The organism is Pseudomonas sp. TE24901 (assembly GCF_054058375.1).
The window spans coordinates 18,726-38,290 of the sequence record NZ_JBSSAF010000027.1; the positions used below are offsets into that span (position 1 = coordinate 18,726).

At 61.4% G+C, this 19,565-nt stretch carries 22 protein-coding genes; 10 read left to right on the top strand and 12 right to left on the bottom strand.

Going from position 1 to position 19,565, the window contains the following annotated elements; all coding sequences use genetic code 11:
- Positions 1-61: 61 nt before the first annotated feature.
- A complete protein-coding gene (locus tag ACVWVP_RS30465) occupies positions 62-850 on the bottom strand; it encodes an SDR family oxidoreductase (RefSeq protein ID WP_457409814.1) in 789 nt (262 codons plus the stop codon).
- Entirely contained in the window at positions 847-1,569 is a 723-nt protein-coding gene (locus ACVWVP_RS30470; RefSeq protein WP_178925670.1) for a GntR family transcriptional regulator, read from the bottom strand. Before ACVWVP_RS30470 ends, ACVWVP_RS30465 begins: the two co-directional genes overlap by 4 nt.
- A gap of 150 nt (positions 1,570-1,719) precedes the next feature.
- On the opposite strand from ACVWVP_RS30470, the gene ACVWVP_RS30475 reads away from it, so the two are divergent.
- Entirely contained in the window at positions 1,720-2,112 is a 393-nt protein-coding gene (locus ACVWVP_RS30475; protein WP_457409817.1) for a VOC family protein, read from the top strand.
- Between the two features lie 125 nt (positions 2,113-2,237).
- On the opposite strand, the gene ACVWVP_RS30480 is transcribed toward ACVWVP_RS30475, so the two are convergent.
- Positions 2,238-2,381 (bottom strand): hypothetical protein, encoded by a 144-nt coding sequence (locus ACVWVP_RS30480; protein ID WP_457409818.1) that lies wholly within the window; start codon positions 2,379-2,381, stop codon positions 2,238-2,240.
- 198 nt (positions 2,382-2,579) lie between these two features.
- On the opposite strand from ACVWVP_RS30480, the gene tcuC reads away from it, so the two are divergent.
- Complete coding sequence (gene tcuC / locus ACVWVP_RS30485) at positions 2,580-3,884, top strand: tricarballylate/proton symporter TcuC (RefSeq protein WP_457409820.1); 1,305 nt, start codon at positions 2,580-2,582, stop codon at positions 3,882-3,884.
- Positions 3,884-4,642 carry a substrate-binding domain-containing protein gene (locus tag ACVWVP_RS30490; RefSeq protein ID WP_457409822.1) on the top strand — a complete coding sequence of 253 codons (759 nt, stop codon included), beginning with the start codon at positions 3,884-3,886 and terminating at the stop codon, positions 4,640-4,642. The genes tcuC and ACVWVP_RS30490 overlap by 1 nt, the downstream gene beginning before the upstream one ends.
- On the opposite strand, the gene ACVWVP_RS30495 is transcribed toward ACVWVP_RS30490, so the two are convergent.
- Entirely contained in the window at positions 4,634-5,536 is a 903-nt protein-coding gene (locus tag ACVWVP_RS30495; RefSeq protein ID WP_176995276.1) for a LysR family transcriptional regulator, read from the bottom strand. The two genes, ACVWVP_RS30490 and ACVWVP_RS30495, sit on opposite strands and share 9 nt — an antisense overlap.
- A 127-nt stretch (positions 5,537-5,663) precedes the next feature.
- On the opposite strand from ACVWVP_RS30495, the gene ACVWVP_RS30500 reads away from it, so the two are divergent.
- The 3 genes from ACVWVP_RS30500 (at position 5,664) to ACVWVP_RS30510 (ending at position 7,446) form a co-directional block, all read left to right on the top strand.
- Complete coding sequence (locus tag ACVWVP_RS30500) at positions 5,664-6,551, top strand: SMP-30/gluconolactonase/LRE family protein (protein ID WP_259175828.1); 888 nt, start codon at positions 5,664-5,666, stop codon at positions 6,549-6,551.
- Between the two features lie 217 nt (positions 6,552-6,768).
- Entirely contained in the window at positions 6,769-7,071 is a 303-nt protein-coding gene (locus tag ACVWVP_RS30505; RefSeq protein ID WP_457409825.1) for a type II toxin-antitoxin system HigB family toxin, read from the top strand.
- Positions 7,072-7,074: 3 nt separating this feature from the next.
- The gene (locus ACVWVP_RS30510; RefSeq protein ID WP_178925937.1) at positions 7,075-7,446 is read left to right on the top strand and encodes a helix-turn-helix domain-containing protein; all 372 of its coding nucleotides are present in this window, start codon (positions 7,075-7,077) and stop codon (positions 7,444-7,446) included.
- A gap of 111 nt (positions 7,447-7,557) precedes the next feature.
- On the opposite strand, the gene ACVWVP_RS30515 is transcribed toward ACVWVP_RS30510, so the two are convergent.
- The 3 genes from ACVWVP_RS30515 to ACVWVP_RS30525 form a co-directional block, all read right to left on the bottom strand.
- On the bottom strand, positions 7,558-8,583 hold the full coding sequence (locus ACVWVP_RS30515; protein ID WP_178925938.1) for a histone deacetylase family protein: 1,026 nt from the start codon (positions 8,581-8,583) through the stop codon (positions 7,558-7,560).
- Between the two features lie 167 nt (positions 8,584-8,750).
- Positions 8,751-9,980: a Zn-dependent hydrolase gene (locus ACVWVP_RS30520; protein WP_457409829.1), complete on the bottom strand. Its 1,230-nt coding sequence runs from the start codon at positions 9,978-9,980 to the stop codon at positions 8,751-8,753.
- A 13-nt stretch (positions 9,981-9,993) separates the two neighbouring features.
- Positions 9,994-11,313, bottom strand: a complete 1,320-nt coding sequence (locus ACVWVP_RS30525; protein WP_259175830.1) for an MFS transporter — start codon at positions 11,311-11,313, stop codon at positions 9,994-9,996.
- 157 nt (positions 11,314-11,470) lie between these two features.
- Here ACVWVP_RS30525 and ACVWVP_RS30530 point away from each other — a divergent pair, with 157 nt between their 5' ends.
- The 3 genes from ACVWVP_RS30530 to ACVWVP_RS30540 all read left to right on the top strand — a co-directional run bounded on the left by ACVWVP_RS30530 (position 11,471) and on the right by ACVWVP_RS30540 (position 14,513).
- On the top strand, positions 11,471-12,409 hold the full coding sequence (locus tag ACVWVP_RS30530; RefSeq protein ID WP_457409832.1) for a LysR family transcriptional regulator: 939 nt from the start codon (positions 11,471-11,473) through the stop codon (positions 12,407-12,409).
- A 235-nt stretch (positions 12,410-12,644) separates the two neighbouring features.
- On the top strand, positions 12,645-13,466 hold the full coding sequence (locus ACVWVP_RS30535) for an SDR family NAD(P)-dependent oxidoreductase (protein ID WP_457409835.1): 822 nt from the start codon (positions 12,645-12,647) through the stop codon (positions 13,464-13,466).
- 24 nt (positions 13,467-13,490) lie between these two features.
- Positions 13,491-14,513 (top strand): AraC family transcriptional regulator ligand-binding domain-containing protein, encoded by a 1,023-nt coding sequence (locus ACVWVP_RS30540; RefSeq protein ID WP_457409837.1) that lies wholly within the window; start codon positions 13,491-13,493, stop codon positions 14,511-14,513.
- 2 nt (positions 14,514-14,515) lie between these two features.
- Here ACVWVP_RS30540 and ACVWVP_RS30545 read toward each other — a convergent pair whose 3' ends face one another.
- The 5 genes from ACVWVP_RS30545 to ACVWVP_RS30565 all read right to left on the bottom strand — a co-directional run bounded on the left by ACVWVP_RS30545 (position 14,516) and on the right by ACVWVP_RS30565 (position 17,374).
- The gene (locus ACVWVP_RS30545; RefSeq protein WP_457409839.1) at positions 14,516-15,283 is read right to left on the bottom strand and encodes an anti-sigma factor family protein; all 768 of its coding nucleotides are present in this window, start codon (positions 15,281-15,283) and stop codon (positions 14,516-14,518) included.
- A complete protein-coding gene (locus ACVWVP_RS30550) occupies positions 15,280-15,777 on the bottom strand; it encodes an RNA polymerase sigma factor (RefSeq protein ID WP_218647230.1) in 498 nt (165 codons plus the stop codon). The genes ACVWVP_RS30545 and ACVWVP_RS30550 overlap by 4 nt, the downstream gene beginning before the upstream one ends.
- A gap of 59 nt (positions 15,778-15,836) precedes the next feature.
- Positions 15,837-16,388, bottom strand: coding sequence for a tetratricopeptide repeat protein (locus tag ACVWVP_RS30555; protein WP_457409841.1), 552 nt, complete (start codon positions 16,386-16,388; stop codon positions 15,837-15,839).
- Positions 16,389-16,431: 43 nt separating this feature from the next.
- Positions 16,432-16,971: a cytochrome b gene (locus ACVWVP_RS30560; protein ID WP_457409843.1), complete on the bottom strand. Its 540-nt coding sequence runs from the start codon at positions 16,969-16,971 to the stop codon at positions 16,432-16,434.
- A 154-nt stretch (positions 16,972-17,125) separates the two neighbouring features.
- Entirely contained in the window at positions 17,126-17,374 is a 249-nt protein-coding gene (locus ACVWVP_RS30565) for a hypothetical protein (protein ID WP_259175837.1), read from the bottom strand.
- Between the two features lie 267 nt (positions 17,375-17,641).
- Here ACVWVP_RS30565 and ACVWVP_RS30570 point away from each other — a divergent pair, with 267 nt between their 5' ends.
- A complete protein-coding gene (locus tag ACVWVP_RS30570) occupies positions 17,642-18,868 on the top strand; it encodes an MFS transporter (protein ID WP_178925949.1) in 1,227 nt (408 codons plus the stop codon).
- Positions 18,869-19,565 lie beyond the last annotated feature (697 nt).

Sequence of the window (19,565 nt, forward strand, 5' to 3'; positions counted from 1 at the left end):
CTCCGACTTTTATTCTTATGAAGAAAAATCCTGGGTGCAGCGCGCAGTGTTCTTCCGTGGCTTACAGGTACTCGACGTTCCCGTCGACGCTGATCGCCTGGCCGGTCACGTTGCGTGCGGCGGGCGAACAGAGAAACAAGGCCATGGCCGCGACGTCTTCGGCGGTGACCATGCGCTTGAGCGAGATCTTGTTGAGGTATTCCTGGCGCATCTGGGCTTCGGGCACGCCGACCTGCTCGGCACGGGCGCGGATCACGCCGTCCATGCGCGGGCCTTCGACGATGCCGGGCAGCAAGGCGTTGACGCGGATATCGCTCTCGCCCAACTCCGAGGCCAGGGATTTCATCAGGCCGACGATGGCCCATTTGGTCGCCGCATACGGCGTGCGCCACGCGTAACCCAAGCGCCCGGCCACCGAGGCGATGTGCAGCAAGTGGCCGTGGGACGATTCCCTGAGCATCGGCACCGCGTGGTGGGCAAAGCGGTATTGCGCCGTAAGATTGATGTTGATGGTGGCTTGCCAGTCGGCGTCGCTGATCGCATCGATCCCGCCGGTAGGCCCGGCGATCCCGGCGTTGTTCACCAGCACATCGAGGCCGCCGAACTGTTCGTGCTGCACCTTGAACACCGCCTCGATTTGCGCGGCATCGCTGACATCGGCGCGGGTGGCGACGGTGCCAGGGTGCTTGTCGCGAAACGCGGCCAGGGCCGACTCGCTCACGTCACACACATGCACCTTGGCGCCTGCTTCCAGGTACGCCGCCGCCAGCACTTCACCGATGCCGGCAGCCCCGCCGGAAATCAACACACGTAACCCGGGATAGGGCTGCAACCGTTGTAGGACACTCATGCACGTTTACCTCCTGAAGCAGACGACCGCGTACGGTCGTTCTTGACGAGCAGGCGCGCCAGGGAATCGGCGGCCTGCATGATGTCATCGGTCACCGCCGCGCGAGCGCCGGCGCCATCGCGGGCGGCCAGGGCTTCGACGATGCGCGTGTGCGCCTCCATTGAGCGTTGCAGGTGAGCTTTATCGGGGGCGACCAGGGCAAAACACGGGCCCATGTGCAGCCAGAAGTTTTCCACGGCAGCCATGGTCAACTCGGCCTGGGCCACGGCGTAGATGCGCCGGTGAAACGCGAAGTTGGTCCACAGGTAGCGCGACACGTCGACTTCATCGGCGGCGTGCTGCATCTGCTGGCAGAGGTCGGTGATTTCGTCGAGGTCAGCTTTTTGCAGGCGCAGCACTGCCTTTTCGGCAAGCAAACCTTCGAGGGCAACCCGGGTATCACGGATTTCACGCAGGCGTTCGACGGTCATCAGTCGTACACGCAGACGGGAGGTTTCGGTGACTTCAAAGGCGTTTTCGGCGCTGAGGCGCTGCAGGGCTTCGCGCACCGGCATGGGGCTGGAACCGAGGGCTTCGGCGAGGCCGCGGATGGTGAGTTTCTGGCCAGGCTGGAAGCGACCGCTCATCAGCGCTTCGCGGATCTGGCGGTAGACCTGGTCTTGCAGGGTATCGCGGGATACCTGGCGCAAGGTGGGCAGGAGGAGCGGACCATCAGTCATGAGTCAAACCTGTGTTGTCGTTCTTATGGCTTCAATATGTGATCACAAATCAAATATGTCAAATAGTTTCCCGATCCGATTTCTGCTCGATTGACGGACGCAGGGCCGCTGACTCTAATGACCCCTCAACCACGCAAGGAGCGCTCAACCATGAAATTCGCCTACACCATCATCTACGTGCCGGACGTTGCGGCCTCTTTGGAATTCTTCGAAAAAGCCTTCGGGTTCAGTCGCCGTTTCCTGCATGAATCAGGCACGTATGGCGAGCTGGAAACAGGGGCTACGACCCTGTCGTTTGCCGCCCATGAACTGGGTGCAATGAATTTCGAGGGCGGGCATGTACAGGCACACGCTTCGCGCCAGCCGTTGGGGATGGAGGTGGGGTTTGTGACCGAGGATGTGTTGGCTGCGCACGCCAACGCGCTTGCGCAGGGCGCAGTAGAGCTGTCGGCGCCGACGACTAAACCCTGGGGGCAGGTGGTGTCGTATGTGCGTTGCCCGGATGGGACGCTGGTGGAGTTGTGTACGCCGATCCTGAACTGAGCGCAGGACAATGTGGGAGCGGGCTTGCTCGCGAATGCGGTGTGTCAGTCAGCCTATTTGCCACTGATACACCGCATTCGCGAGCAAGCCCGCTCCCACATTTCTAAACGAGTACTCCCGGGATATCAGGGTTTAAGCGGGAACTCCTGGTCGCGCTCCGACAGCTCTGTGCCGTCGTCCGGATGCTTCCAGGTCTGCGGTTTGTCTTCCTCGTGGCGCCGGGGTTGTTCACGCTCCGGCTCATCCTTTCGCTTGCGTTCGTCAGCCATTGTCACCTCCCATCCGTAAGATTTGGTCACACCTTTCAGCATAGAACAGGGCCATCATTTTGGACGACCTTGGCGATTGATAGCCTGTACGCATCAATACATCCAAATAACTCACTTATCATTTCTAAATGTGTCAGCCACTATCCGCGGTCTTAAGCGAAACAAGCACTTTAAAAAGAACGCTGGAGACACAAAACCATGACTAGCCCTTCCCGGCCCGACTCTGCCCGCTCGAAAGTTGGTGCGGTTTTCCGCGTGACTTCCGGCAACTTCCTCGAACAGTTCGACTTCTTTCTGTTCGGTTTCTACGCCACCTACATCGCCGCTGCGTTCTTCCCCGCTGCCAATGAGTTTGCGTCATTAATGATGACCTTCGCCGTGTTCGGCGCGGGCTTCCTGATGCGACCGCTGGGCGCGATTGTCCTGGGTGCCTATATCGATGACGTGGGTCGCCGCAAAGGCCTGATCGTCACCCTGTCCATCATGGCCAGCGGCACGTTGCTGATCGTGCTGGTGCCGGGTTACCGCAGCATTGGCCTGTGGGCCCCGGCGCTGGTGCTGCTGGGCCGTCTGCTGCAGGGCTTCTCGGCCGGCGCGGAGCTGGGCGGTGTCTCGGTGTACCTGGCTGAAATGGCTACTCCGGGCCGCAAGGGTTTCTACACCAGCTGGCAATCGGGCAGCCAACAGATCTCCATCGTGGTCGCCGCTGCACTGGGTTATGGCCTGAACGTGTGGATGGAACCGGCCGTCGTTGCCGATTGGGGCTGGCGCATTCCGTTCGCCATCGGCTGCGTGATCATCCCGTTCATCTTCATCCTGCGCCGCAACCTGCAAGAGACCGAAGAGTTCGCCAACCGTAAGCATCGCCCGACCATGCGCGAAGTGCTGGCCACCCTGGCGAAGAACTGGACCGTGGTCATCGGCGGCATGCTGATGGTGGCCATGACCACCACTGCGTTCTATCTGATCACCGTGTACGCACCGACCTTCGGCAAGACCGTGCTGCAACTGAGCACCTCCGACGCGCTGTTGGTGACCTTGCTGGTGGCGGTGTCGAACTTTGTCTGGCTGCCCATCGGCGGCACCCTGAGCGACCGTTTTGGCCGCAAGCCGGTGCTGCTCGCCATGACCGCCCTGACCGTGATCACCGCTTACCCGGCGCTGTCGTTCGTGGTCAACGCACCGAGCTTCGCCCACATGCTGGAAACCCTGTTGTGGTTCTCGTTCCTGTACGGCATGTACAACGGCGCCATGATCCCGGCCCTGACCGAAATCATGCCGGTTGAAGTGCGCGTAGCCGGCTTCTCCCTGGCCTACAGCCTGGCGACCGCAATCTTCGGCGGCTTCACCCCGGCGATCTCCACCTGGTTCATCCACATCACCGAAGACAAGGCCTCCCCTGCCTATTGGATGATGTTTGCCGCCCTGTGCGCGCTGTGCTCGACCCTCGCGCTGTACCGCCGCGCCAACGCCCGTGGGCAGGTGATGCAGGAGGCGGTGTGATGCGCCCGCTGCTCAAGACCCTGACAGCCCTGGCCCTCGGCGCGTTCGCGCTGACGGCCCAGGCCGAACAGCTCAAAGTGATGACCTCGGGGGGCTTCACCGCCGCCTACAAATTGCTCGGCCCGCAGTATGCCCAGCAAAGCGGCGATACCCTGGACACCATCCTCGGCCCATCGATGGGCAAGGCGCTGGAAGCGATTCCCAACCGCCTGGCCCGTGGCGAACACGCCGACGTGGTGATCATGGTCGGCTACGCCCTGGATGAGCTGATCAAACAGGGCAAGGTCGACAAGGCCTCCCGCGTTGAACTGGCAGACTCGCGCATCGGTTTGGTGGTGAAGGCCGGCGCGGCCAAGCCGGCGATCGGCACCGACGCCGAGCTCAAGGCCGTGCTGAGCCAGGCCAAGTCCGTGGCGTATTCGGACAGCGCCAGCGGCGTGTATGTGGAAAAGGAGCTGTTCAAGAAGCTCGGCATGCCGGCCAAGGGCACCATGATCGAACGCCTCCCGGTGGCCGAACAGGTCGCCAAGGGTGACTACGAAGTGGGCTTGCAACAGGTGGCGGAATTGTTGCCGGTGCCCGGCGTGACCTACGTCGGCAAGATCCCGGAAGACGTGCAATCGGTAACGCGCTTTGCGGCGGGCATTCCGGTCAACGCTGAACACCCGGCCCAGGCCAAGGCGCTGCTGCAGTTCCTGGCGTCGCCCCAGGCGCAACCGGTGGTGCAATCCACCGGCCTGGACTCGGTGTCACACTGACCGAAACGGCATCTCACGCACCAACCGTTCCAACTCCAGCGCCGCTGGCGGCAATGTCCGCCCGCGGCGTTTTATCAAGCCCACATTGCGCATCACCTGGGGTTCTACCAGCGGCACGCTGACCAGAATCGGGTGTGTGCCGGCCGGCATCGCAATCGACGGCACCATCGCCACCCCCAAGCCCGCCTCCACCAGCCCGATCATCGTGGTCACGTGGTGCGTCTCGCAGATACTCGGTTTTTTCACCCGCACGCCGCGCAAGGCCTGATCCAGCAAGAAGCGGTTGCCGGAGGTTTTGTCGACGGTGATGTAGTCGTGCTCATAGGCTTCGGCCCAGGTCACGCTGTCGCGCTCGGCCAGGGGGTGATCGCGACGACAGGCCAGTACGTAGCGCTCCTGCAGCAGCAATTCGAACTCCACTTCATCGGCCAGGCTGCCGCTGAAACTCACGCCGAAATCCGCCTCGCCACTCTCCACCGCATTGCACACTTCGCCAGCACTGGCATCCAGCACCCGCAGGCGAATCTTCGGATAGAGCTTGTGGAATTCGGAGATCACGTGGGGCATGAAGTAGTACGCGGTCGACGGCACACACGCGATGGTGACGTTGCCCATGCGCGTGGAGGCGACGTTGCTGATGCCCATCAGGGCCACGTCGAGGTCATCGAGCATGCGTTCCACCTGGGGCAGGAAGGCACGGCCGACCATGGTCAGGCTGACCCGCCGCGTGGTGCGCTCGAACAACTTCACGTCGAGGGCCGACTCCAGTTTCTCGATACGCCGGCTCAGCGCAGGCTGCGAGATGCGGATGGCCTCGGCGGCGCCACGGAAACTGCCCTTGTCTACCACGGCGCGGAAGGCTTGGAGGTCGTTGAGGTCGAAGTTGATGATCACGAGGAAGGGCCAGTGAGGTCGATTTGGGGGACATTATCGTACGAATGCGTCAGCGTCAGGCCACGTGCATTTAAAAAATCGGGTGACCTGCGTAGTCTCGTGCCGAATTCTTTCGACAGAGTGATCAATGTCCAGCGCCTCCCCTAACAAAAAAAACCTGCGTCTATGGCGACTCGGCGCCGCCCTCGTGGGCCTCCCTTGCCTGGCGGCACTCGGTTTCTTCGCCTGGCAAAGCTTCTACCCCGTGAGCGCGGCAGCGGGCTGGAGTGTCCAGGTGGTCCACCGGGACGTGGAGAAAGCCGCCTCGCTGATGCCGTTGCCGGACGGTTCGCTGATGGTCAGCCAGGAGCTTGCCAAGGGCAAAGGCAGCATCGTACGTATCCACAGAGATGGCGCACGGGATGTGGTGGTGGCCAACCTTTCCAAGCCCGATGGCATGTTCGCGACCCGTGGCGGCTGGGTGTTCAGCCAGGAATCCGGCGGTTTGCCCGTCAGCTTTTTCAAGGACGGCGTGGTGACTGAGCTCTTCAAGGGTGAAAACGTGCAAGGGCTCTGGGATGAAGGCGACGACCTTTACGCCATCGAAGACCGCAAGCCCACCGGCCGCCTGCTGCGCTATCGCTGGAGCGATCAGTCGTTGAGCGTGCTGCGCGACCAGGTGCAGGAAGGCGAGTCCATCGTGCGTTGCGCCGACGGGCGAATGCTCTACACGGAAAAGAAAAAAGGCGTGGTGCGCGAGCTGAGCGCCGATGGCAGCGACCCGGTGGTGCTGGCAGGCCTGAACAAGCCGACGTTCTTGATGTGCGATGAGCGCGGGCTGTGGGTCAACGAAGACTCGACGCACCGGGCACGGTTGTTGTTGGTAGACCCACAGGGCAAACAGCAAACCATTCTGTCGTTTTTGAAAGCGCCGCAGTCGATTGTGCCGACGGGGCGTGGCACCTACCTGCTGGCTGAAGGCGGCAGGAATCGGGTGCTGGAGTTGGTGCCGCAGGGGCGTACTGTCACCCCCTGAAACCTGGCAAGTTGCGCCCTCAGGCGGTATTAAGCGCGGCCCTATCAAACGTACGGATAGGGCTTCAGCCGCGTCGTCGACGCAAGAAACAACACGTCATAAATATCAACGACTTATCCTCTCTTCCCGCGTGCAAATACCCTCCCTGCAGCAATACTCAGATCTTCTAAATGCCTCCTCGCTTGCAAGAGTCCCACTACGGGACTAGGATCTGCCTATGAGAATTATCGCGATCAGCCAGCTCAAAACCTTCTGGCAGAAGCACCCGGATTCGGAACAATCGCTGCTGGCCTGGCTGGACGAAGCCAAAAATGCCCACTGGGCAACGCCCGCAGACATCAAGGAACAATTTCGTAACGCCAGCATTCTCAAGAGCCGACGGGTCGTCTTCAACATCAAAGGCAACGATTACCGGCTCGTGGTTGCCGTGGCATACCGCTACGGTGCGCTCTATATCAAGTTCGTCGGTACGCATCAGCAGTACGACAAGATTGACGCAGATCCCGTTGAAACGGAGTAACCCATGAATATCCGACCTATCCACACTGAACAGGACTACAGGGACGCACTGAAGTCTGTTTCCCCCCTGTTCGACAATGAACCGGAGCCCGGCACGCCGGAGGGTGATTATTTCGACGTAATGATCACCTTGATCGAGGCCTATGAAGCCAAGCACTTTCCCGTAGACCTGCCCAACCCGGTAGATGCCATTCGCTTCAGGATGGAACAATCCGGGCTCTCGGCCGCTGACCTGGTGCCTGCCATAGGCCGTCAGAATCGAGTGTATGAAGTGCTGAACGGGAAACGAGCACTGACCTTGCCGATGATCTGGAAGCTGCACGCCATGTTCGGTATTCCGGCAGAGAGTCTGATCAAACCGATGAAACAGGCTTGAACACAGGGGCGGGTTGATTACCTGTCCAGACACGAAAAAGCCTGCCCAGTATCACGCTCGGCAGGCTTTGTTTTTTGGGGTTGCTTCACTGACAGCTGAAATGCGGTCGGGCTACTGAGTCCAAGCGTGACGATCACCAAAGAACGCCTGGGCGTTACTGTCGAGCGTCTCCAGGTGATACCCGCCTTCCTGCACGATCACACAGGGCAATCCCAGGCCACGGATGCATGCCCCCAGCCGCGCAAACCCTTCGCGCGTGACCGCGACTTTGCTTTGCGGGTCCAGCTCATAGATGTCGAAGCCCAGGGACAACACCAGCACGTCCGCCGAAAAGTCTTTGACCGCCGCCAGGGCCTGTTCGAGTTTTTCGAAGAACAGCGCCTCACTGGCGCCGTGGGGCATGGGCAGGTTGAGGTTGAAGCCCTCGCCCGCTGCGTTTCCGCGTTCTTCGGCGAAGCCGGCGACGCCGGGGTAGAAGTTGGTGGGGTCACCGTGGATCGAGACGTACAGCACGTCATCGCGCTCGTAGAAGATTTCCTGGATGCCCTGGCCGTGGTGCATGTCGGTGTCGAGCACGGCGACGCGTTGGAACCCTCCACGCAAGACCTGGGCGGCGACGGCTGCGTTGTTGAGGTAGCAGAAACCACCCGCCGCATCGAACCGCGCGTGGTGGCCCGGAGGCCGGCACAGGGCGTAGGCAGCCGGCGCGCCATCGAGGATGGCCTTGGCTGCTGCGACGGCGCTCTGGGCCGACCAATAGGCCGAGCGCCAGGTGAGTTCGCCAATCGGGCAACTGCCATCCGCCAGGTAACGCGCCGCCTGGGCGAGGATGCCGCGCAGCGCGTTGGGTTCACGCACGAAGATGTTGGACATGACTTCATCGCCCCAGTCCTCGGGGATTTCCTTCCAGCGTTGATGGGCTTCTTGCAGGAAGGCCAGGTACGGCGCGCCGTGCACGGCGAGCAGTGGGTCAAGGCCATGGTCCTGGGGTTGCTGGATGTCGAACCCCAGGGTCTGTGCAGCCAGCAGCAGGTTGCGTGCGCGCTCGGGGACTTCCTGGGGCGTGCGCATCTGGCCACGGGAGTAGTAGCTGCGCGGGTGGTGCAGGAGTTGTTCGGGGTGGAAAAAGGTACGCATGGGATTCTCCTGATGAGCACATTTGTGCGGGTGAACACCGGACCTGTGGGAGCTGGCTTGCCCGCGATAGCGGTGAATCAGGCGATAAATCATTGCCTGACAGAACGCCATCGCAGGCAAGCCAGCTCCCACATTTAGATCGTCTTCAGCCTTGCACAAATGTGTCGTTAATTAGCTGGAACCGCTCGTTTGAGCACAGCATTGAGCAGCACATCGGTGCCCTGGCGCACGTCCTCGGGCAGTACGTCTTCGGCCTCGTTGTGGCTCAGGCCGCCGACACACGGGATGAAGACCATCGCGGTCGGGCAGTACCGGGCCAGGTGAATGGCATCGTGGCCGGCACCACTGACAATGCGCTGCTGGCTGTAGCCCAAGGCGTCTACCGAGGACTGCACACAGGCTACGCAGTCCGCGTCGAACGGCGTGGCCGGACTGATCCAGTGGGGACTGATGGTGACGCTCAGGCCACGTTTTTCAGCGATGGCCTGCAGGCGCGCACGCACTTGCTGTTCCATGGCATCGATTTCGGCGTCACGGTGATGACGCAGGTCGACGGTGAAATTCAGCAACCCGGGAATCGTGTTACGCGATGACTTGGCAATGCTCAGCTCGCCCACGGTGGTCAGGCCTTCGGGGGCAAAATCCGCCGCCAGGTTTTCCAGGGCCTGGATCATTTTCGCGGCGCCGTACAGCGCGTCCTTGCGCAGTGGCATCGGGGTGGTGCCGGCATGGGCCGCCATGCCTTCGACCCGCACGTCGAGCCAGCGAATCGCCTGGCCGCCGGTGACCACGCCGATGCTCTTGGCGTTGTCTTCCAGGATCGGGCCTTGCTCAATATGGGCTTCGAAATACGCGTCCACCGCGCCACCCAACGGGCGCTCACCGTTGTAGCCGGTACTGCGCAATGCCTCTGCCACGCTGATGCCGTCGACATCCGCCGTGGCCAGGGCCTTATCCAGCGCCAAGGTGCCAGTGAACACCGCCGAGCCGAGCATGGCCGGGGTAAAGCGCGCGCCCTCTTCGTTGGTCCACACCGCGATTTCCAGCGGCTTGCGGGTCTGGATGCCGTGGTCGTCGAGGCTGCGGATCACTTCCAGGCCGGCCAGCACACCGTAGACGCCGTCGAAGCGCCCGCCTTCCGGTTGCGTGTCGAGGTGGCTGCCCATCATGACCGGCGCGGAGTCCTTGTCGGTGCCGGCACGCCGGGCGAACAGGTTGCCGATGGCATCCACGCTCAGCGTCAGCCCTGCGGCTTTACACCAGTGGCTGAACAGCTCACGGCCGGCCTGGTCTTCGGCACTCAGGGCCAGGCGGCAACTGCCGCCACGGGCGGTGGCGCCGATCTCGGCCATGGCCATCAGGCTGGCCCACAGGCGCTCGCCATTAATCTTCAACATTCGCAAATCTCCCTCAAACACTGTGTGCCATTTCATGACGGTGAGCGGTGGCGTGACGGCGCGACAACGCCAGTACGCACACCAGCGAAACCGCCGCGATCACGCTGTAGAACACTGCCATCGGCCACCATTGGCCCTGGTATTCATGGGCCAGCCAGGTGCCGATCAAGGGCGTCAAGCCACCCGCCAGCGCACCGCACACCTGATAGGCCAGGGAGATCGCGGTGTAGCGCACGCGGGTTTCGAACAGGCCGCTGACAAAACCGGCAATCACGGCATAAAACGAGGCCATGCACACCACCGCCAGGGCGATGCCGAGGATGATCAACGGGGCCTGCCCGCTGCTGACCAGCACGAACATCGGGTAAGGCGAAGCCATTGCCAGCACGGTCATAGCGCAGAGGAAGCGCGTGGCGCCGACCTTTTCGGCCACCCAGGCGGCCAGGGGCTGGATGCAGAACTGGATGATCGCGACGAAGAACAAGCACTCTAGAATCAGCGAGCGCGGTAGGCCCAGTTGCTGAGTGCTGTAGGCAATCATGAAGGTGTTGGTGAAATACACGCCGGCGATGCCCAGGGTGTTGGCGCCAATGCACAGCAACAGCGGGCGCCAAGCGGTGCGCAGCACTTCAATGACGGGGGCCTGGTCTTTCTTGATCGCCCGCGCTTTTTCAGCCTGGGCTTTGTCTTCGAGAAACTCGGGGGATTCGTTCACCCCCAGGCGAATCGCCAGGCCTACAATCAGCAACAGGGCGCTGGCCAGGAACGGCACACGCCAGCCCCAGCTCAGCAGGTCTTCTTCCGGCAAACGGGTGACCGCACTGAACGCCAGCAACGACAGGATCAAACCGGCCGGGCTGCCCAACTGGGCGAAAGAGGCAAAGAAGTTTCGACGGCCTTTCGGCGCGTGCTCACCGGCCATCAGCACTGCACCGCCCCACTCTCCGCCCACGGCAATCCCTTGCACCACGCGCAGCAGAATCAGCATCACCGGCGCCGCAACGCCGATTTGCGCGTAGGTCGGCAGCAGGCCGATACACACGGTGACCACGCCCATCATCACCAAGGTGATCACCAGAGATTTCTTGCGCCCGATACGGTCGCCGATGTGGCCGAACACAATGCCGCCCAAGGGCCGTGCAAAGAAGCCCACGGCGAAGGTACCGAAGGCGGCCATGGTGCTGAACAGCTTGTCGTCGGAGGGGAAAAACAGTTGGCCGAACACCAGCGCGGCGGCAGTGGCGTAGATGTAAAAGTCGTACCACTCGATCATGGTGCCGATAAAAGCGGCGGCCGCAGCACGGCGGGGCTGTGGCGAAGCGGAAGGCTTCATGGGGCGGGCTCCTTTGGTTATTTTTTTGGCAGGAGAAAGTCAAACGGGCGCGCTCTGATGGCGCTTGTTGAGGGTGATTTATCGTCGCCGGGCTATGATTAGTCAATTTTCTATTTATTATTCAAATTATAAATCCTGCTTATTATCGAGCCGCGCCATGCCCGAACCTCGCCGCGATATTCACCCGCTGCTCAACGACCGCCTGGACTGGAACCTGCTGCGCACCTTCCGCGTGATCGGCCAGGAACTGAGCATCAGCCGCGCCGCCGCCCGCCTGCACTTGACGCAACCGGCCATCAGCCAGGCCCTCAAGCGCCTGGAAGAACAACTCGACTGCGAGCTCATCGCCCGCCGTGGCCCGCGCTTTGTGCTGACCGACGCCGGTGAACAGATCTTTGCCATTGCCGGCGAGATGTATGGCCAGGTGTCGCAGATGAGCAACGCCCTGCAAAAACCCGGCGATGAGGTACTCGGCAAAGTGCGCTTGCTGATGATCAGCCGCATCGAGTCGCACACCTTCGACGACTTCCTTGCCGACTTTCACCGCGAGCATCCCCGGGTCGACCTGGAAGTGGAGGTGATGCGCAGCTCGGACATCGTCGCCGCCCTCCTCGAAAAAACCGCGACCCTGGGCCTGAGCCTTAATCGCCGGCCACAGCCGCGTCTGGAACAGCACCTGTTCTTGCGTCAGCGCTATGCGTTTTTCTGCGGACGACACCATCCGTTGTTTGGGCGCAGCGGCCTGGCGGAGGGGGATTTGCAGTCGGAGAACTTCGTGAGTTTTACCAGCGACCAGATTGGCGGGATGTTGTCGCCCTTGACGATCTTCCGCGACCAGCAGGGCTTCAGCGGGCGGATCGTGGCGTCGTCGTCCAGCCTTGAAGAGGTGCGCCGGTTGGTGATCGCCGGGTTCGGCCTGGGTTGCCTGCCGATCCATGTGGTGGCCGAGGATGAGAAGAACGGGCTGCTGTGGCGGCTACCGCCGGATGAGGGGATCGCGGATGTGGATATTCATCTGCTGTGGAACCGGGAGCAGAAGATGAGTCGGGCCGAAGGCGTATTTATCGAGCGTCTCACGGCTCGATTGGCGTCGTGAGCGGACTTGCCCCGCGCGGCGACATCCTGCTGAGCTGATACACCGCAGCGGCGTGTCAGGCGTATTGTTTTTGCCTGATGTACCGCGGCGCGGGGCTAGCCCGCTCACTACAAATACGCGACATGCCCCATAATTGGCGGGTTTTGCAAGTCGGGTGGCGGCTTGCTGCTAGTGTGGAAAGCGCGTCTATCGAACATCCTTCGTTCACTGGTTGTTTCCTATGAAGAGGTGTTCCATGTCCAAGTTCTGGTTTATCACTGGCAGTTCCCGTGGCCTTGGCCGCGCTATTACCGAAGCGGCCCTGCGCGCCGGCGACCGTGTGGTGGCGACGGCGCGCAACCCCCGTCAATTGGATGACCTGGTCGCTGAATACGGCGATGCGGTTTTGCCCCTGCAGCTGGATGTGACGGACAACACGCAGGTGGTGAAAGTCGTCGCGGCTGCGGTGGCGCATTTTGGCCGGCTGGATGTGGTGGTCAACAACGCGGGTTACGGGGACTTGGCGTCGGTTGAGGATGTGACGCTGGAAGACTTCACGGCGCAGATCAACACTAACTTCTACGGTGTGGTGCACGTGAGCAAGGCCGTGGTTCCGGTGCTGCGAGCCCAGGGCAGCGGGCATATCTTCCAGGTATCGTCCCTCGGCGGGCGTATCGGCATGGCCGGTTTGGCGGCTTACCAGAGTGCAAAATGGGCCGTGGGCGGGTTCTCGACGGTGTTGGCGCAAGAGGTGACCCCGCTCGGGGTGCAAGTGACGGTGCTGGAACCGGGTGGCATGCGCACCGACTGGTCGGGCTCGTCCATGACCATCCCCCCGATCAGCGAGCCCTATCAGCAAAGCGTCGGCGTGCTGGTCGAGTTGCTGAATTCCCCTGGTATCTTGCCGACCGGCCCGGCTCGGGTTGCCGAGATCGTACTGGAGTTGGCCCTGAACAAAGAGGCGCCGCTGCGCCTGTTGATCGGAAGTGACGCGGTGCAATACGCAGCGCGGGCGGCGGAAGAGCTGGCGGCTTCCGACAAGAAATGGCATGACCTCAGTGTGTCGGCCTCTGATTGATTTGTTCGACTGAAAAGGTGGCCCATGCCTGATGCACGCCAATCCCGTTTCAACATCCCGGATGTTTTCTGGCAAGCCCTGAAAACCATCGGGCTGGAGCCTTCGGCGGTGTTGCGTCAGGCACGGCTGCCGGTGACGCTCAACCTTCACGAGCGGCGCGACCGTCGTCAGGTAACGACGCCCGAGTTTTTCCGTTTGTGGGAGGCCATCGGCACGCTCAATCCGGACCCGGCGGCCGGCATCTTGCTGGTCACCCAGCTGGACAGTGCAACATTGCCCCCTGCGAGTTTTGCCGCCTTCATTGCCCGCGACTTTCGGGATGGCCTGCACCGTCTCGCCCGCTTCAAGCAACTGTGCACCCCCGAACGGGTGCACGTGACCGAAGAAGGCAGCACCTGCACCATCACCCTCGACTGGTTGCGCACTCAGGCGCACCCGCCGACGTTGTTTATCGACGCCGCCTTTGCCACGTTCGTCGAACTGGGCCGGCGCGGTTCCAGGGTGCACATCATCCCGCATCATGTTGAATTGGCCCGACCGGAATGTGGCAACACCGTCCTGGCCGATTTTTTTGGCTGCCCGGTGCGTTTCGGCGCCGAGCGTAATGCCTTGGTGTTTGACGCTGCTGACTTGAACCGGCCCTTCCCCGGGCACAACCCGGAACTGCTCGACATACTCAACCCGGTCCTGACCGCCGCATTGGCCGAAGCGACGGCATTGCCCACGATCAGCCATCAGGTCAAGGGTGCGCTCAAGCGCATTCTCGCCAGCGGTCGCCCGGAGATGGTCGAGGTGGCGCGGGACATGGGCATGAGCGAGCGCACGTTGCAGCGGCGTATCACCGAGGAAGGCACCAGCTTTCGCCAATTGATGCTGGAAACCCGCCAGGAGATAGTGCGCCATCTGTTGGCAGAACCGACGATCGAGATAGAGGAAATCGCCGGCTTGCTCGGTTACGAAGACACCAATTCGTTTTATCGCGCCTTTCGTACCTGGGAAGGCACGACACCCGCGCGCTGGCGCGCCTCGCAGGGCACCACCCACTGAGTTCACGCGGGCAATGTGTTCTCGACACTGCGAGCCATGCGCTGCAGCGCTTCGAACGGGTTGCGCCCGATCAGCATGAAGCCGTGGGTAGCACTGGCCCAATACACCACGTTCATCCCCCGCCGCTGCTCGGTAGCGGCAGGTTGCGCACCCTTGCGGCTGGCGGTGATGCACAGCGCCAGTGGGCCGTGAAGTGGGTCCAGGTAGGTCAGCTGGCCGATCAATGCGCCGTCATAGTCGAGGATTTGCGCACGCCGGAATTCGGCGCCGGGCAGGTTCACGGCCTCAGGCGACAACGGCAGGCCCAATTGCGCGCCGACCGAACTCAGTTGCGCCACGTGGGAGGCGGGTTCGGCGCTGAGGTTCTCCAGGGTCTGGGGGGTGTACAAGGCCATGTATTCGGCGACCGACGCCCGCCAGCCCTGGCCGGGTTCCGGGCGAGGCCAACGCATGAACAGGCGGTCGGTAATCACCCCGGCCACGGCAAAACCGGCGGCCATGGCCAGGAAGCGGCGCCGGCTCAAGGCGGGGGCTTGCGCCGAGGGTTGCGATTTGAGCATCGCCTGCAAACGCTCGGTGGGTGCCTGGTCGAGCAGTGAGTCGAAGGCAGCCTTGAAGGGTAGATCAGCCACCTGCAATGCCTCCAGGCGCGTAGCCAGGGCGGGATCAACGCTGAGCCGATCGGTGATGAGCTGGTGCTGCAGGGCATCCAGTTCGCCATCCAGGTAAGCCACCAACAGTTCGTCGGAAGGTGCGTCAGTCAGGGTCATCGCCGTTCTCCACGGGTCTTGTCCGGTTGGGCTTGTGAAGGGGCGGTTTCAGCCAGCTTCGCCCGTGCGGCCGCCAATCGGCTCATGACGGTTCCCACCGGGATATGCAGCACCTCGGCAATCTCCTTGTATGAAAGCCCTTCCACATACGCCAGAAAAACCGTTTCGCGCTGGGCTTCGGGCAGCCCGTTCACACGCTTGATGACTTGGGCGGCGAGTACCTGTTCCTGGGCCAGGCTTTCGCCGTCGAAGGACAATTCCTGCTCCGCATCCACGAAGCCCTGCCCCTGGCGCACCCGCTGCGCGCGCACTTCGTTGAGCCAGATCGAATGCATGATCGCCAGCAGCCAGCGATCCAGTCGTGTGCCGGCGGCAAACTGCCCGGCACGTTCCAACGCCCGCACACAGGTGGCCTGCACCAAGTCTTCGGCCAGGTGCTTTTGCCGCGACAACACCAGCCCGTATCGCCATAAACGCGGCAATAACTGGCCCAGCTCGCGACGAAACTCAGCCTCTGGGGTGATGGCAGCCCCCTGTGTGTTCATTCACGGTTTTATGCCTCGGGCGCATGGGCGATCGCGTCAGCCAGGTCTTCATATTCTTCGCAGGTGGTGCTGCACAAGGCTTTGATCTTCACCAGCTGCTCCTGCGCCAGGTCGATGCGGCCCTTGATCACGTAGGCCTCACCCAGGTACTCGCGGACTTGGGCATAGTTGGGGTCGAGCGCCACGGACTTCAGGTAATAGCCGATGCCTTCGTCGGTGCGCCCCAGCTTGCGGGTGGCGTAGCCGCGATAGTTGAGGGCCTTGGCGGTGTTCGGGTCTTGCAGGGTATCGAGCAGTGCCAGGGCTTCGTCGTAACGCCCATCCTTGGCCAGGCGGTAGGCGTAATCAGTGCGGTCGGCGTCCGACGTGGCCTTGCTGGTTTGCAGCACGCACTTGCCGGTCTTGGTGTCCCAGACCTGGCCTTTGGGGCAATTGGGCTTGGGCGGCGCGGATTCGTCACCCGATGCGCGGGCCTGGCCTGCGAGCAAGGCGGTAGTCAGGCAAGCACCGAAGAACAGTGCGGTACGGTAGCCAACGGCGTGTTCGTGGCGGTTCTTCATGGTTTTCATGCTCCGTAACGATGGGGAGGTACAGCGGCCAACATCACTTTTCAAACGCATTGCGTGAACCGGGCAGCATGCGACGCAACGTGTTGTCGCCCATCACATAGTGGTGCCAGAGGGCAGCCACGGCATGCAGACCCGCCAACAGGATGATCGCCCAGGCTACCGTGTCGTGCAGGCCGCCCAGCGTCCCGCGCCAGGCATGATCGACCACAAAAGGCGCCGGGATGGAAAACGTGCCGAAAAAGGTGAACGGTTCCCCCTGGGCCCAACGGAACATAAAACCCAAACCGATCTGTGCCAGCAGCAACAGGTACAGGCAACCATGCGCCATTTTCGCCAGCACGTTAAGGGCGGGGCGACTGCCGCCGGACAGGCGCCAGACAATCCGCGCAGCGATCAACACCGCCATGGCGATCCCCAAGGAGATGTGCACCGACTGCAGGCCTTTGCGCAGTGGTGTGCCCTTCTCCAGGTTTTCCCAGATATGTGCGCTGGCAAACATGAAGATCACCACGGCGGCGGTGAGCCAATGGAAGGTGCGGGTGAGGCGGTCGTAGCGGTCGACATGGAGGCTCATGGGCGTTTCCTGGGTGGTCTGTGGGGTGAACACCGCAGTGAGGAAGGTTATTCGGTGAGGCTGTGATTTTTTATGCTGTTGATTCGGTGTGAGTTGGGCACTCGGAAACGCAAAAGCCCCGCAGCCGGCTCAGCTACGGGGCTTTTGCGTTTTGTTAACGTTCCTTATTGGCTTGGGAGAGCACCGAGGCTGCAAGGGTTTTGGTGTCTTCGCTGTAGTCATCGCTGCCCAACACTTTTGCGGCTGTTTCCTCCAGCTCTGCACCGGTCTGCTTGCCGGTGTTCTTCTGGGCCAGCGCTGACGCGGCAAGGCTTTTGGCAGTGGCCGTAGCGCCTGGGTTGTTAAGCGTTTGTGCGGCCAACGTCGCGACTTTGTCGGAGGTTTTCTTGGTGTTCTTGCTCATGATGCAATTCCTTTGCAGTTGGATGCGCCCGATCTGGCGCGCTAGCACAACGTAATAAGTTGCCGTCGTTATCGCAATGCGCCTCCTGTAGGCAAGGTTTTTAAAATGGCGCGAAAGTGACATCTGTGGCGTGGGACTCATCGATTGCACTGATGATTACTATCGAACGGGTCGCCTGCTCAATCATCAAGACCGGTTTATATAATCGCCCCCTGACTCCCTTCCCCCGCCTGGCTTCAGGCGACATTCATCTTGGAACCCAACACCATGCCAAGCGCGACACAGGCCCCACGCGGCCGTCCCGAACATAATCAACAAAGCGTCAAACAGCAGTGGCTGGCGATTCTCTCCGTGGCCGTGGGCGCCTTTGCCCTGGTGACCAGCGAGTTCCTGCCGGTGGGCGTGCTCAACGACGTGGCTGCGGACCTGGGCATCAGTGCCGGGCATGCCGGCCTGATGGTCACCCTGCCCGGCATCATGGCCGCGCTCGCAGCGCCGTTGCTGTCGGTCATCATTGGCGCCATGGACCGCCGCTACCTGCTGATCAGCCTGACGCTGATCATGATCATCGCCAACACCGTCGTGGCCTTTGCCAGCGATTTCAGCCTGTTGCTATTCGGCCGCGTATTGCTGGGCATCAGTATCGGTGGGTTCTGGGCCACCGCCATTGCGCTAAGTGGCCGTTTGGCTCCCAAGGGCGTGGGTGTAGCGAAGGCCACGTCGATCATCATGATGGGCGTGACACTCGCCACTGTTCTGGGTGTGCCCGTTGGTACCTGGCTCAGCGGCTTGATGGGCTGGCGCATGACGTTCCTGGTCACCGCATTGCTGGGCGTACCGGTAGTACTGGCGCAGGTGTTCCTGCTGCCTCAGCTCAAGCCGGAGAAGGCCATTCTTGTCAGTGACCTGCCGGCCTTGTTCATCAATCCACGGGCTCGTGTGGGTTTGATCGCGGTCTTGATGATTGGCCTGGCGCACTTTGCTGCGTACACCTATGTGGCACCGTTCTTTAAAAACAGCTCCGGCTTTGATGGCCCGACCATTGGCTCGCTGTTGTTAATGTTTGGTGTGGCAGGCGTGGCGGGTAACGTTTTCGCCGGCTTTGCCGCCAATCGCAGCGTGCGCTACACCCTGTTGCTGGTTGCGCTGATGATCGGCACCAGCACTGCGCTGTTCCCCTACTTCGCCACCGGCCTGACGGGCGCGACGATGCTGATCGCACTCTGGGGCTTCGCCTTCGGCGCCTTCCCGGCCTGTGCCAGCATCTGGATGTTTGTCGTGGCGCCTAAGGACGTCGAACGCGGCATGCCGCTGTTTGTCGCCCTGTTCCAGGTGATCATTGCCTTGGGCTCGTTCTTCGGCGGGCGGATCGTTGACCAGATGGGCAGTTCGGTACTGTTGAGCTTGGCCACGGCGCTGGTGGGCTGTGGGTTTGTCACGGTATTGGTGCTGGGGCGTAAGGTGAGCAATAGCTTGGCGGCGCAACCCGCTTGACCGAGTGATTGAAACGAAAAAAGCCCCTGTCACGTCTCGGTGACAGGGGCTTTTTTGTGGGCGGCGAAAGCCATCATTCGTGACTAGGCGGCTGAAAGGAAGCTGCGTGTGGTTGATGTGGCAGCTTTGCATTCGGGCTACAGGCTGGCGGCAGCCCGCTGAACGGAGTCATCTGCGAGCAGAGGTCAAGCAGGTTATTGAGGAAAGGAACAGATAGGAAAATCTGACGCGCAGTTTGCCGAGGCCTGTGGCTGAAGTATGTGTCTATCAAGCGGCTAACTATTCCGTGCACGTCTTCGCCTGGCGCTGAACGTCCCTCCCAATAGTTATCAGGCTTGGCCAGCTGAGCCGATACATGCGTGCGCTAAAGGCGATCCGCAATTGTTGGGTCGATCAAGAACTCATGCCTGGATGATGGTGAGGAAGGCAGTCCTTTGCTGGGCTGCGCTCTCAGACGGGATATCGATAGTGCCCTGGAAAATACGCTGATTAGCCAGAGGTGGAATCGCTCTATGTCGCTAAAGCGCCAAGTCGGCGCTCTATGACTGAGCAAGATTTGTGTCACCCCCATCACCGTCAGCGTTGTCGGGGGATGTGGGGTAATCCGGTTTTCGACCGCCCAAAACAAAACCCCATCTGCTTTCGCAAATGGGGTTTCGGAATTTAATCTTGACGATGACCTACTCTCACATGGGGA

Excerpts from the sequence above, each read along its gene's own strand:
- ACVWVP_RS30560 (WP_457409843.1), bottom strand. The coding sequence starts at position 16,971 with ATGAGCCTCCATGTCGACCGCTACGACCGCCTCACCCGCACCTTCCAT.
- ACVWVP_RS30555 (WP_457409841.1), bottom strand. The coding sequence starts at position 16,388 with ATGAAGAACCGCCACGAACACGCCGTTGGCTACCGTACCGCACTGTTC.
- ACVWVP_RS30545 (WP_457409839.1), bottom strand. The coding sequence starts at position 15,283 with ATGACCCTGACTGACGCACCTTCCGACGAACTGTTGGTGGCTTACCTG.
- ACVWVP_RS30540 (WP_457409837.1), top strand. The coding sequence starts at position 13,491 with ATGCCTGATGCACGCCAATCCCGTTTCAACATCCCGGATGTTTTCTGG.
- ACVWVP_RS30530 (WP_457409832.1), top strand. The coding sequence starts at position 11,471 with ATGCCCGAACCTCGCCGCGATATTCACCCGCTGCTCAACGACCGCCTG.
- ACVWVP_RS30475 (WP_457409817.1), top strand. The coding sequence starts at position 1,720 with ATGAAATTCGCCTACACCATCATCTACGTGCCGGACGTTGCGGCCTCT.
- ACVWVP_RS30525 (WP_259175830.1), bottom strand. The coding sequence starts at position 11,313 with ATGAAGCCTTCCGCTTCGCCACAGCCCCGCCGTGCTGCGGCCGCCGCT.
- ACVWVP_RS30470 (WP_178925670.1), bottom strand. The coding sequence starts at position 1,569 with ATGACTGATGGTCCGCTCCTCCTGCCCACCTTGCGCCAGGTATCCCGC.
- ACVWVP_RS30520 (WP_457409829.1), bottom strand. The coding sequence starts at position 9,980 with ATGTTGAAGATTAATGGCGAGCGCCTGTGGGCCAGCCTGATGGCCATG.
- ACVWVP_RS30570 (WP_178925949.1), top strand. The coding sequence starts at position 17,642 with ATGCCAAGCGCGACACAGGCCCCACGCGGCCGTCCCGAACATAATCAA.
- ACVWVP_RS30565 (WP_259175837.1), bottom strand. The coding sequence starts at position 17,374 with ATGAGCAAGAACACCAAGAAAACCTCCGACAAAGTCGCGACGTTGGCC.
- ACVWVP_RS30535 (WP_457409835.1), top strand. The coding sequence starts at position 12,645 with ATGTCCAAGTTCTGGTTTATCACTGGCAGTTCCCGTGGCCTTGGCCGC.
- ACVWVP_RS30510 (WP_178925937.1), top strand. The coding sequence starts at position 7,075 with ATGAATATCCGACCTATCCACACTGAACAGGACTACAGGGACGCACTG.
- ACVWVP_RS30490 (WP_457409822.1), top strand. The coding sequence starts at position 3,884 with ATGCGCCCGCTGCTCAAGACCCTGACAGCCCTGGCCCTCGGCGCGTTC.
- ACVWVP_RS30500 (WP_259175828.1), top strand. The coding sequence starts at position 5,664 with ATGTCCAGCGCCTCCCCTAACAAAAAAAACCTGCGTCTATGGCGACTC.
- ACVWVP_RS30515 (WP_178925938.1), bottom strand. The coding sequence starts at position 8,583 with ATGCGTACCTTTTTCCACCCCGAACAACTCCTGCACCACCCGCGCAGC.
- ACVWVP_RS30465 (WP_457409814.1), bottom strand. The coding sequence starts at position 850 with ATGAGTGTCCTACAACGGTTGCAGCCCTATCCCGGGTTACGTGTGTTG.
- tcuC (WP_457409820.1), top strand. The coding sequence starts at position 2,580 with ATGACTAGCCCTTCCCGGCCCGACTCTGCCCGCTCGAAAGTTGGTGCG.
- ACVWVP_RS30505 (WP_457409825.1), top strand. The coding sequence starts at position 6,769 with ATGAGAATTATCGCGATCAGCCAGCTCAAAACCTTCTGGCAGAAGCAC.
- ACVWVP_RS30480 (WP_457409818.1), bottom strand. The coding sequence starts at position 2,381 with ATGGCTGACGAACGCAAGCGAAAGGATGAGCCGGAGCGTGAACAACCC.